This window comes from Janthinobacterium sp. GW823-FHT06H09 (genome assembly GCF_058794735.1).
In genome coordinates, this window is sequence record NZ_JBXAHC010000012.1 from 58368 (window position 1) to 70724 (window position 12357).

The following is a 12357-nucleotide window of genomic DNA, read 5'->3' on the forward strand; positions in this document are numbered from 1 at the left end:
TTACACCACGCCGTCGGCCAGCAAGCGTCCCACCTCGGCCAGCAATTCCTCTTCCTGGAACGGCTTGCCGAAATACGCATTCACGCCCAGTTCGAATGCATGCGCGCGGTGCTTGTCGGCGCTGCGCGAGGTGATCATGATGACGGGAATGGCGCGCGTCTTGTCGTCGCTGCGCACATTGCGCGTCAAATCAAAACCGTCCATGCGCGGCATTTCCACGTCGACCAGCAGCAGCGCCGGCATGGCGGCCGGTTCCAGCGCATGCAGCTGCTCCAGCGCATCGAGGCCATCCTTGGCCAGCAGCACCTGGTAGCCTTCGCGCTCGAACAGGCGCTGCATCACGCGGCGCACCGTCAGCGAATCGTCAACCACCATCACGCGCACGGCTGGCACGGCCAGCACGCTGGAAGCTGCGTGCTGCTCGCGGCTGGCCAGCGCATATTGCGACAGCAGTTCCGGATGGTGCTCGAGGTGCTGCGCCAGCGCCACCGGGTTGAGGATCAGCACAATGTCGCCCGTGCCCAGCACCGTGGCGCCGGCGATACCCGGCATGCGCGCCAGTTGCGGACCCACGTGCTTGACCACGACCTCGCGGTTGCCCACCACGTCATCGACCTGCAAGGCCAGCCTGTCATTGCCATTCCGGAGCAACAGCACCGGCGCATGGCGCTGCGTGGCCTGCTCCGCCGGTGTCTCGCCCAGCATGGCCGACAGGTGATGCAGCGCCAGCGACTGCCCGTGCGACTCGATGCGCCCGGCCGCACGCACCTGCTCCAGCTGTTCGCCTTTCAGGTGCAGCACCTGCTCGACCAGCACCGACGGCAAGGCATACGTCTTGCCGTTCGCCGCCAGCAGCACCACCTGGGTGACGGCCAGGGTCAGCGGCAGGTGGATGGTGAAGCGCATGCCCAGGCCCGCCTGCGTCTGCGTTTCCACGCGCCCGCCCAGGGCCAGCGCTTCGGAGCGCACGATGTCCATGCCAAAACCGCGTCCTGCCAGTTCCGTCAGGCTGTCGGCGGTGGAAAATCCGGGCGTGAAAATCAGCTCGGCCGCCTGCGCGTCGCTCAAAGGTGCGTCCGTCGGCACCAGGCCGGCGCCGTGCGCCTTGGCGCGGATGCGTTCCAGATCCAGCCCCGCGCCATCGTCGGAAAAAGCGATCGCCACTTCATTGCCCTGCTGGCTGACCTGCACCAGCAGCTCGCCCGTCTCGCTCTTGCCAGCAAGCAGGCGCGCATCGCGCGGCTCGACGCCGTGCACGATGGCGTTGCGCAGCAGGTGTTCGAAGGGCGCGGCCATGCGTTCGAGCACGCTGCGGTCGATTTCCACGCCGCCGCCGCGGATGTCGAGGTTGACGCGCTTGTCGACTTCCTTGGCGCTTTGCCGCGCCACGCGGAACAGGCGTTCGGCGATGCTGGCAAACGGCACCATGCGGATCTGCATCAGGTCGCGCTGCAGCTCGCGCGTCAGCCGCGCCTGCAGCACCAGGTCGTCCGTCACCGCATCGACGCTGTGGCTGAGGTTTTCGTGGAACGAAGCCACGTCGTTGACGCTTTCGGCCATCATGCGCGTGAGTTCCTGCAGGCGCGTAAAACGGTCGAATTCGAGCGGGTCGAATTCGCGCTCGCTGCCGACGGCCATGCGCGAAGCGATCTGCGATTCGGCCTGCATTTCCACTTCGCGCAGCTGGCGCCGCAGGCGCGCCAGGTTATCGGAAAACTCGGACAGCGAGGCACCCAGCACGCCCACTTCATTTTCCATTTTAGAACGCGTGATCGACACTTCGCCGGCCTGGTTCACCAGGCGGTCGAGGATATCGGCGCGCACGCGCACCAGCGCCGCCTTCGGTTCGGCCACCGGGGTGTCTTCCATGCCCGGCAAGGGCAGCAACGGTTGCTGCAGCTGCTCGAACAGGTGCAGCGCATGGTCGTAATGGGCCAGCAATTCCTCGAAAGCTTGCGGCGTGGCGGTGCCCGCGTGCAGCATGTTTTCGATATGCGTCTCGATTTCATGCGCATGCTGGCCCAGACGCATGGCGCCGGCCATGCGCGCGCTGCCCTTGACGGTGTGCAGGGTGCGCAGCAGCATCTGCGCCTGGCCGCTGTCGTGCGGCTGCTGCTGCCAGCTGCGCAGCGCCTCGCCGATCTGCGGCAGCAGGTCGGCGCCCTCTTCCAGGAAGACGGACAATAAATCGAGGTCGAGTTCATCGCTGATGCCGGCGCTCGCCGCCAGCAGCGCGGCCGCATCGGCCGGCATGATGGCCGGTGCCGGCGCTTCCGGCGCCGCATGCTCCAATGGCGGTGCGTGTTCGAAACCGGCATCGAACAGGTCGTCGCTGGCGCCGCTCTCCTGCGTCGGCGCCTGCGCTGGCGCCGGCGCCGGCACTTCGGCCAGCGGCTCGGCAGGCTGCACCGGCGTACCGACGATGCTGGCGTAAGCGTCCGCAAACAGGGCGTCGAGGCGGTCTTCCTTGCTTTCGCCAGGCGGCGCCGTCAAGGCGCGCCACAGAGTGTTGAGCGCTTCGATCATGTCCGGCTGCGTTGGCGCCAGGTCGCCCAGCGCGAACGCCTGCAGCATTTGTCCGATGCGCTGCGTGGCCTGCTCCAGCACGTCGTGCTGTTCGGCGCGCAGGCCGGCCAGTGGCGGCACCACCGTTTCGATCACCGTTTCCAGCGCGTGCGCCAGGTCGCGCAGGGACTGGAAGCCCACCGTGCCGGACGTCCCCGCCAGCGTATGCACGGCTTGCAGCGCCTCGGCGCTGACGGCGCGCGGTTCATGGCGCCACTCGCCGAAATCGCGCGTGAGCACGCGCAGCAATTCATCCGTCTCGGCCAGGTAGATGTTGTACAAAGGCAGGCTGATGCGCAGTTCGCCCACGTGCTTGAGGTGATCGTCCGGCGCTTCGTGGAGCGCGGGCGCCGTGGCCAAAGGAAGTCCGATCACATTGCCATTGCCGGCCAACGGCGCGGCCGGGCGCGGCTTGCGCAGTTCGAACGGTCCCCCTTCGCGCACGCGCTCGGCCGCCGCCAGCAGCATGCCGGCCTCGCGCTCGCGCCCCGCGCCGCCTTCCAGTTCGGCCACCCATTCGCTGAGCTGGTACCAGCCGTAATTGAGCAAGGTAAACAAGTCGTCGCTGGCGGGACGCGCTTCGGCCAGCCAGGTATTCATGACGCGCTCGATGGCGCCGGCCGCTTCGGCAAACTGCGCCAGGCCGATCATGCGGCTGCTGCCTTTCAGGGTATGGAACGAGCGGCGCAGCATGGCCAGGTGGTCGCCGCTGGCGGCCTGCTCGCGCGGCAAGGCCAGGGTGGTGTCGATGAAGGCCAGCACTTCGCGCGCTTCGGCGATGAAAATGTCGAGCATCTCCGCGTCGACATCGGTCACGGCCGGCGCGGCATCCATGCCGGCGGGTGCTGCGGGCGCCAGGGCCTGGTCGAGCAAAGGTACCGGTACAGCGCCGGCGGCGGCGACTTTTTCAAATGGCAGCGCGCGGAAAGTGCCGGCGGCCGCATCGAAATGGAAACGCCCGCTGGCCGCCTGCGCGTTGCGGCCCAGCATATCGACAAAAAAGCCCAGCGCGCTGACATTTTGCGCGATCTCGTCGAGCGCTTCGGCGTGCGCATTGGCGTCGCCACCGGCCAGCTGCCGCACGGCCGCATCGACCTGCAGCACGGCGGCGCGCGCGTCTTCCTGTCCCAGCCCGGCCAGCTGCCGCTGCAACTGCTCCAGCACGGGCGCGACGCCATCGAGTGCCCCCGCCGTCCCCGCACCCGCGGCATCCGCGTAGTAGGCGTTGAGCACCTTTTCCACCTGGCGCAGCCCCGTCTTCATGTCTTCGGCCAGCGCGGCCACGGTCTGGCCCTGCTCGATCTGGCGCGACAGCTCGCCCGCCGTGACGGGCGGCGGCGCTTCGCCAGCCAGCAGCGCCTGCAGGCGCGCGGCGATGGTTTCCGCATTGCCGGCGAAATCGTCGGGCAGGCGGCGCAGCTGCTCCAGTCCCGTGTCGGCAAACAGCAGCGCCATGCCGATTTCATTCTCCAGGGCCGCGCTGCGCCCGCTGGCCACGGCTTGCCGCGCCACGGCCGCGCATTCGCGCAGCAGGCTGGCCAGGGCCGGCTGCTTCAAGGTCTCCACATGTGCCGCCACCTGTTGCAGCGACGCTTCAAAATCCGGGCCCAGGGCAGGATCGAGGTCGGCTTGCGCCAGGCGGCTCCAGCTGGCGCGCGCCTGCGCCAGGGCCGCGCGGGCGCCTTGCAGGGCATCCTGGTCGACCTGGCCGTAGCGCCGCGTTTCCACGTCGGCGGGCAGCATGCCGTCCAGGGCGAAAGCGGCGCGCAGCTGGCGTGCCTCCGGCGTCGGCTCGGGCGCCGCGGCGATGAAGAACAGGGCGTCGCGCAGCATCGCTTCGGGCAGGCTGGCCGTGCCCTGCGCCAGACGGCGCAACTGCAGGTTGATCAGGCCGAACAGCTGCTTGACGTTGAGCGTGCCCATGCCCTCGCCGCTGGCCGCCAGCCCCGCGAACGCCTGCATGGCGAACCAGAAGGTGCGCGCCGGCGCTTCCTGCTGCGCGTCGGCCACCAGGGTCAAGGTGGCGTGCAGCTCGCCCGCGTGCTGGCGCCGCACCCCATCATCCTGCGCCTTCAGGAAGGGCAGCAGGGATTTTTCAAAGCGCCCGCGCCAGGCAGGATAGTCCGCCACGGGCGGCGTGTCGGCCAGCGCGATGGCCTGCCCTTCCAGCATGGCGGAGGGCGGAAAAAACAGGTCGGCCGGGTGGATGCGCTCGGCGCCCAGCAGGGTTTGCAGGTCGCGGTAGTAGGGGAACAAACGCGCCGGCTGCGGCGGCGTGCCGGCCACCAGGTCTTCCAGGTATTCGGTCAGGGCCTGATACAGTGCGGCGACGATCTGCGCATGGTCCAGCGTGTACTCGAGGCTGCCGTCGCGAAAGCGCGCCAGCGCCTGTTCCGCGCCGTCCGTCAGCAGGCTGGCGCCGGCCACGTCCACCATCACCAGCGCGCCATGCGCCTGGTGCAGGTGCGAGCGCGCATGCTGCAGGGCCGTGGCGCGTTCCTCGCGTTCGCGGCCGCCCGCTTCGAACAGGGCCGTTTTCGAGCGGCCCAGCGCTTCGCGGATTTCCACCATCACCCAGGACAAAGGTTCGCTGTCGAACGGCTTGGACTGCTGTGGACTATCTGGTGTGCTCATGCATGCCTCGGTAAAGAAATCGCCCTGGCTTGGCGCGACGTTCAGGCGGCGACGCGGAAGCGCGACACCGAGTTTTTCAGTTCCTGCGCCAGCATCGACAGTTTATGGATCGACTGCGCCGTTTGCTGCGTGCCGTCCTGCGTCTGCTCCGTCACGCTCAGGATATGCTGGATATTCAAGGCCACGCCGCTGGCCGAACCGGCCTGCGTACCAGTGGCGAACGAGATGCCCTGTATCAGTTCGGCCAGGTGTTTCGACACCTGGCTGATGTCGTTCAAGGCCGCGCCGGCCGCGTCGGACAGGCGCGCGCCCTCGACCACGCCCTGCGTGGACGTTTCCATCGCCCGCGTCGCATCCTGGGTATCGGCCTGGATGGTGCGCACCAGCGCGCCGATCTGCTTGGCGGCCGCGGCCGAGCGTTCGGCCAGGCGCTGCACTTCCTCGGCGACGACGGAAAAGCCGCGCCCCGCCTCGCCGGCCGATGCGGCCTGGATGGCGGCGTTCAGCGCCAGCACATTGGTCTGCTCGGTGATGTCGGAAATGAGCTCGGTGATTTCGCCGATTTCCTGCGACGATTCGCCCAGGCGCTTGATGCGCTTGGACGTATCCTGGATCTGCTCGCGGATTTCATGCATGCCCTTGATGGCGTTTTCCACCGCCGTCGAACCCTGCTGCGCCGCCGCCACCGACTGGCGCGCCACGTCGGCCGAGACGCTGGCCGACTTCGACACGTCGGTAATCGCATTGGCCATCTTGACCACGGTGGCGCTGACGCCCTGGATTTCGCGCGACTGCTGCTGCGACGCGATCAGCAGCTTGCTGGAGATGCTTTGCGCCTGCGTCGAGGCGCGGTTGACCTGTTCGGCCGTCGCCGTCACCCGTCCCACCAGGCCGCGCAATTCCTCGACCGTGTAGTTGACGGAATCGGCGATGGCGCCCGTGATGTCTTCCGACACGGTGGCCTGCACCGTCAGATCACCATCGGCGACCTTCTGCAATTCGTTCATCAGGCGCAGGATGGCCGCCTGGTTCTGGTCATTCCTGGCCTTCGCCGCTTCCTCTTTTCCCTGCGACTGGAGGCGCAGGATTTCCGCCTCCTGGCGCCGCCGCTCGGCGTCGCGCGTGCGGTTGACGGAGTCCTGCAGCAGCACCCTGCCGATGCCGGCCGCCGCGATCAGGGTCAGCAACACGCCGCCGACCATCATCCAGAAGGCCATGCCCAGGGTTTCCTGGTTCACGTGGTACATCTGCTGCAGCAGGGTCAAACGCTGGCGCAGATCTTCGTTCTCGTTGAAGATCAGCTGTTCGGCGCTTTTCGCCGAACTGAATTTATCGAGCCGGTCGAGTATCGACGACACCAGCTTCTGGTAAGTGTCGAAACTGGCTTTCAGCGCCACCAGCCGGTCGCGCAGTTCGGCGTCGCGCGTGGGCGCCAGTTGCAGCGGCACGCTGCCATTCAACAGCCCTTCGACGGCGGTGCGGAAATACGTCGTGTCGCGCCCCAGCGAAAACGCCGTTTCCGAGCTGATGCTGCCCGACGACAGGAACTCGCTGGCGCTGCGGCTCATGCGCTGGCTCAGCATCATCAGGCGGCCGATGACGGCAAGGTCGCGCGCATTGCCGCCGCGCTGCACCTTCAGGGCCGCGACTTCCTCGGTCTGCGCCAGCAACGCCGGCGACAGCGCGTTCAATTGCTGCAAGGTCTTGTCGAATTCGCCCAATTCAGGTTTCAGGCGCAGGATGGTGCTGGCCGCGCGGTCGCTGCTGGCCCACTTCTTGCGCGCGTCGGCCACGGCCGCCAGCAGGGCGGAACGCGACTCGCCGATATCGCGGCCGTGATACGTCCCGCCGCGCAGCATCAGGCGGAAATCCTGGTTCAGTTCATTGCGGCTTTCCTCGAGCTGACGGAACGCTTCCGGATTGCCTTGCACGGCGTTCGGCGCGGCCTTGCCGATGCGCTGCGAATGCATCAGCGCATCACTGGCCAGCTGCGTCTGCGCCGAGGCGATATTGCCGCTGCGCGTATTGAGGCCCACGAACAGCAGGCTGGCGGCCAGGCTCAGGGCCATCACCGTCGACAGGATGCTCAGCTGCTTTTGCAGCGGCAAATGGCCGATCAGCGGCAGCTTCAAGTCGCGCACCGGCGTGCTGGCCAGCGACTTGCGCCGTCCCAGCGCGTCGCGCAGGCGCAGCGGCAGGTCGGCCGCCGATGCCGGCTCGCCGGGCGCGTGCTCCGCTTCGGGCATGGCGGCCGCCAGGATGGGGGAATGGGCGCCCATCAGCAAATATCCTTGTAGTCGGCGAGGCCGCCAAAGCCGGCATCGAGGAAGCGTTCCGCTTGCGCCAGCTGCGCCAGGTCCAGGCGCAGCCACTGCTGCCCTTCGCTGTCGCGCAGCGCCTGCGCTGCCCACGACGGCGGTGCATCCGGCACGGAGACGGGCTGCATCGTGCGCAGCTGGCGCAAGCCCAGTACGCGCTCGACCAGCAGTGCGCAATTGAGGCCCAGGCGCGGAGAAAAAGTGATGATGCGGCAGTGATTGCCGGGCGCGCAAGCCGGTTCGCCCATGTAGCGGGCCAGGTCGACGACGCCCGTCAGGCGTCCGCGCATGGCCGCCAGGCCCAGGTACCAGTCCTGCGCCAGCGGCACGCCCTGGATCTGCACGCCGGCGGCAATGACGATTTCACCAAGCTGCGTCAGGTCGAGCAGGCAGGGCCGGCCACCGAGCATCACGCCCAGTTCCTTGCGCGCAGCCAGCGCGCCGCTGCGCGCCGCCTGTATCCGCTCGATCAATTGCAGCTGATACTGGCGCAAGCGCCCCTGCCGCGTGCCCGTCTCGAAAGATGGCATGGCGGCAGCGGCGGGCGGAAAGGCCGCTGTAGGCACGCCGAGACCTGGCATCGTTTGCATGCTCAGGAAAGCGCGGCGATCTTGGCCAGCAGCTCGGCTTCGACCACCGGTTTGACCAGGTAATCGCGCGCGCCCTGGCGCAAGCCCCAGATGCGGTCCGTTTCCTGGCTCTTGCTGGAACAGATAATCACCGGCACGTCCTGCAGTTCGGGATCGCGCGCAATCGCGCGCGTGATCTGAAAGCCATTCGCACCGGGCATCACCACGTCCATCAGGATCAGGTCGGGCCTGGCCTCTTTGAGTTGCGCCAGCGCGTCGGCGCCGTCCTGCGCCGTGAGGACGGCATAACCGGCACGCACCAGCATCTCGCTCAGGTAGTAGCGTTCTGTCGGCGAGTCATCGACGATCAGAATTGTGTGTATGGCCATCTGCTTCCTTGCTGCGTTGTCAATCAATAAAAACACTTACTCAAAATGCCCGGCCAGGTGCAGCCGCACGGCCTCCAGCAGCGCCTCGCGCGCCAGCGGCTTGACCAGGCAGGCGCTGGCGCCCGCCATGGCGCCGCGCGCGCGGTCGAACAAGCCTTCCTTCGACGACAGCATCAGCACCGGCGTGGCGTGATACGCGGCGCTGGCCTTGATCAGCGCGCAGGTGCGGTAGCCGTCCAGGCGCGGCATCATAATGTCGCACACGATCAGCGCCGGCTGGCAGTCGGCGATCTTGGCCAGGGCCGCAAAGCCGTTTTCCGCCACCACCACGCGATAACCGGCCTCGCCGAGGATCTTCGCGGCCGCGCTGCGTATCGTCGCGCTGTCGTCGATGACGAGTACCGTGACGCCGGCACACACGGCATCGGACGGCGCCTCTGGCAAGGAAGATCGCGTCATGTGATTATTCGACAATTTTTCATACCATAGCACAGGCAGCCGCGACACCTGCGTGCGGCAGCGGCATCCCGTGGACCTGATTGATTACAGCGCTACCATCTCGAAATCATCCTTGCGCGCACCGCATTCAGGACAGGTCCAGTTCATCGGAACATCGGCCCAACGCGTGCCCGGAGCGATGTCTTCGTCGGGCAAGCCGGCCGCTTCATCATAAACCCAGCCGCAAATAAGACACATCCACGTTTGGAATTGCTGCGTTGTTTCGTTGCTACTCACGTTCTGCCACCCTTCAATCAAGTAAAATGCTGAATTAGGTATCTTAATCTACCCGCCGTGCAAAACCAAACTTCTCCCCTCATATTAAGCTTCGGCGTGTCCGATCCGGTCGGCGCGATCGGTATCCAGGCCGATCTGGCCACGTTTTCAGCCTTCGGCTGCCATGGCCTGTCGGTCACCACGGGCCTGCTGATCAGCGATACGGCACGCGTGGAAGACGTGCAGGCGGTCGACCCGGACTGGGTTTCCGACCAGGCGCGCGTGCTGCTGGAAGACATGTCCGTGGCCGCCATCAAGATCGGCGCGCTGGGCAGCGTGGAAAACGTCACGGCCATCGCCGAAATCGTCTCCGACTATCCGAACGTGCCGCTGATCCTCGATCCCTTCATTTCGGCGCTGCCGGAACAGGGCATGGACGACGAGGACATCCTCACGGCCGTGCGCCAGCTGCTGATCCCGCAAACGACCCTGCTGGTGCTCTCGCCGGTGGAACTGGAGCGCCTGGCCGAGACCTGGCGCGACGCCGATCCGGACGACACCCTGCAAAACGACGTCGATTACCTGGTGGCGCTGGGCTGCGAGTACGTGCTTGTCACCGGCATGCCGGCCGATGCCAGCAAGTCCGGCATGGGCGAAGGCAAGCTGCGCGCCAATACCCTGTTCGGCGAGGACGGCGTGGTGCGCCACGACGAATGGCAGCACTTGCCCGGCATCTTCAACGGTGCCGGCAGCACCCTGTCGGCGGCGGCCACCGCCCTGCTGGCCCTGGCAGAAAACGAAGACGACGTGCCGCAAGTGGTCGTGGCGGCGCAGGAATTCACGGCCGGCGCGCTGGCGCACGCGCAGCGCCACGGCATGGGCAAGCTGGTGCCGAACCGGCTGTTCCGGCAGCAGCGCCAGCACGGCGCCCAATAATCCCGTCCAGACAAACACAGACGACACAGACAACGATCCACTCTCAAGGCACGATTATCATGACGACGACTTCACAGAACGACATCCTGTTTGCCCGCGCACAAAAAACCACGCCAGGCGGCGTCAACTCGCCCGTGCGCGCCTTCCGCTCCGTGGGCGGCACGCCGCGCTTCATCACGCGCGCCGAAGGCCCGTACTTCTGGGACGCGGACGGCAAGCGCTATATCGACTACATCGGCTCGTGGGGCCCGGCCATCGTCGGCCACGCCCATCCGGAAGTGGTAAAGGCGGTGCAGGATGCGGCTGCGCTGGGCCTGTCGTTCGGCGCGCCGACCGAAGGCGAAGTGCTGATGGCCGAGGAAATCACGCGTCTGGTGCCGTCGATCGAGCAGGTGCGCCTGGTGTCGTCGGGCACGGAAGCGACCATGAGCGCCCTGCGCCTGGCGCGCGGCGCCACGGGACGCGACAAGATCGTCAAGTTCGAAGGCTGCTACCACGGCCACGCCGATTCGCTGCTGGTCAAGGCGGGCAGCGGGCTGCTCACCTTCGGCAACCCGACGTCGGCCGGCGTACCGGAAGATTTTGTCAAGCACACCCTGGTGCTCGACTATAACAACGTGGAACAGCTGAAGGACGCCTTCGACAGCTTCGGCGCGGAGATCGCCTGCGTCATCGTCGAACCGGTGGCCGGCAACATGAACCTGGTGAAAGCCACGCCGGCATTCCTGCAGGCGATGCGCGAGCTGTGCACACAGCACGGCGCCCTGCTCATTTTCGATGAAGTCATGTGCGGCTTGCGCGTGGCCCTGGGCGGCGCGCAGGCGCTGTACGGCATCCAGCCCGACCTCACCGCGCTGGGCAAGGTGATCGGCGGCGGCATGCCGGTGGCGGCCTTCGGCGGCAGCGCGGCGCTGATGCACAACATGGCGCCGCTGGGCGCCGTCTACCAGGCCGGCACCTTGTCCGGCAACCCGGTCGCCGTGGCGGCCGGCATGGCCACCCTGAAACTGATCCAGCAGCCGGGCTTCTACGAGCAGCTGGGCGCCACGGCCAAGCGCCTGGCCGAAGGCTTGACCGCCGCCGCCAAGGAGGCAGGCGTGGTGTTCTGCGCCGACTACATCGGCGGCATGTTCGGCATTTATTTCAGCGAAACACCGCCGACCAGCTACGCGGAAATGATGGCGGGCGACCGCAGCAAGTTCAACGCCTTCTTCCACGCGATGCTGGACGAAGGCGTGTACTTCGCGCCCGCCGCCTTCGAGGCGGGCTTCGTCTCGGCGCAGCACGATGACGCCGTCATCGACGCCACCATCGCTGCCGCGCGCAAGGTCTTTGCTAAATTAGCATAAGCACAATCAGACGGTCGCGGTGTCCATCACCGCGGCCACCAGCGCCGGCAGCCTGGCCATGTCGTTGAACACGACATGCGCGCCGGCCGCTTTCAACCTATCTTCCTGGCCGGCGGCGATATGCCCGCCGCCGATGAATCCCAATACCGTCATGCCCGCCGCCACGGCGGCCGTCACGCCCGTGACGCTGTCTTCCAGCACCAGGCATTGGCTTGGCGGCACGCCAAACGCGGCAGCCGCTGCCAGGTAGACGCCCGGATGCGGCTTGGCATGGCCCACCAGGTCCGGCGTAAACACGCGCTTGTCGAACAGCGGCGCCATGCTGGTCCGCTCGAGCGCCGACAACACGCGCGCGCTGACGCTGTTCGAGGCCACGGCCTTGGGCAGCGCAATGGCGGCCAGCGCCTGCGCCACGCCGGGCACGGCGCGCAATTGCGCGTCGCAAGCGGCATCGACGGCGTTGCCGATGGCCATGATCTCGTCGGCCGGCAATTGCGGCAAGCCCAGCTCCTTGTAGATATCCTGCATCAGCGGCACTAGGCGCTGGCCCAGGCGCGGCTCGATCAAGCCTTGCAGGGTGACGCCCTCGGGCAGGTTCGGCAGGCGCGGCCCCAGCAACTCCAGCAGCGCTTGCAGGGCCACGGCTTCGCTGTCGATCAGCACGCCATCGCAGTCGCTGATCAGATGGGTAAAGCGCGGTGGGGTGATGGCGGTATCAGGCATGGACTCTCCAGAAGACAACGGTGACGGGAAATGCGGCGGCCAGCCGGCCAAGGCTGGCATCGCAACGATCATAGGTGGAACAGGCGGACGCTGCCACGCAGAAAACGACTCAATGACGATACTTTTCTGCAAAAGACAGACTACGGGGAAAAGACTGGCT

9 protein-coding genes are annotated in these 12357 nt (G+C 66.7%); 2 read left to right on the top strand and 7 right to left on the bottom strand.

Annotated features, from left to right (window positions below; translation table 11 throughout):
- From AC1Q6X_RS20705 to AC1Q6X_RS20730, 6 genes are all read right to left on the bottom strand, one after another.
- Positions 1–5199: an Hpt domain-containing protein gene (locus AC1Q6X_RS20705; protein ID WP_492498280.1), complete on the bottom strand. Its 5199-nt coding sequence runs from the start codon at positions 5197–5199 to the stop codon at positions 1–3.
- A gap of 41 nt (positions 5200–5240) precedes the next feature.
- Positions 5241–7478 carry a methyl-accepting chemotaxis protein gene (locus AC1Q6X_RS20710; RefSeq protein ID WP_070308405.1) on the bottom strand — a complete coding sequence of 746 codons (2238 nt, stop codon included), beginning with the start codon at positions 7476–7478 and terminating at the stop codon, positions 5241–5243.
- Positions 7478–8083 carry a chemotaxis protein CheW gene (locus tag AC1Q6X_RS20715; protein ID WP_492419802.1) on the bottom strand — a complete coding sequence of 202 codons (606 nt, stop codon included), beginning with the start codon at positions 8081–8083 and terminating at the stop codon, positions 7478–7480. Before AC1Q6X_RS20715 ends, AC1Q6X_RS20710 begins: the two co-directional genes overlap by 1 nt.
- 26 nt (positions 8084–8109) lie before the next feature.
- On the bottom strand, positions 8110–8475 hold the full coding sequence (locus tag AC1Q6X_RS20720; RefSeq protein WP_070222135.1) for a response regulator transcription factor: 366 nt from the start codon (positions 8473–8475) through the stop codon (positions 8110–8112).
- 36 nt (positions 8476–8511) lie between these two features.
- Positions 8512–8934 carry a response regulator gene (locus tag AC1Q6X_RS20725; protein WP_070222136.1) on the bottom strand — a complete coding sequence of 141 codons (423 nt, stop codon included), beginning with the start codon at positions 8932–8934 and terminating at the stop codon, positions 8512–8514.
- Between the two features lie 84 nt (positions 8935–9018).
- Positions 9019–9171, bottom strand: coding sequence for a rubredoxin (locus tag AC1Q6X_RS20730; protein ID WP_010401308.1), 153 nt, complete (start codon positions 9169–9171; stop codon positions 9019–9021).
- Positions 9172–9267: 96 nt separating this feature from the next.
- Here AC1Q6X_RS20730 and thiD point away from each other — a divergent pair, with 96 nt between their 5' ends.
- Positions 9268–10125, top strand: a complete 858-nt coding sequence (gene thiD, locus AC1Q6X_RS20735; RefSeq protein ID WP_070222137.1) for a bifunctional hydroxymethylpyrimidine kinase/phosphomethylpyrimidine kinase — start codon at positions 9268–9270, stop codon at positions 10123–10125.
- Between the two features lie 59 nt (positions 10126–10184).
- Entirely contained in the window at positions 10185–11474 is a 1290-nt protein-coding gene (gene hemL, locus AC1Q6X_RS20740) for a glutamate-1-semialdehyde 2,1-aminomutase (RefSeq protein ID WP_070222138.1), read from the top strand.
- Positions 11475–11480: 6 nt separating this feature from the next.
- Here hemL and AC1Q6X_RS20745 read toward each other — a convergent pair whose 3' ends face one another.
- On the bottom strand, positions 11481–12197 hold the full coding sequence (locus AC1Q6X_RS20745; protein ID WP_070222139.1) for an HAD family hydrolase: 717 nt from the start codon (positions 12195–12197) through the stop codon (positions 11481–11483).
- Positions 12198–12357 lie beyond the last annotated feature (160 nt).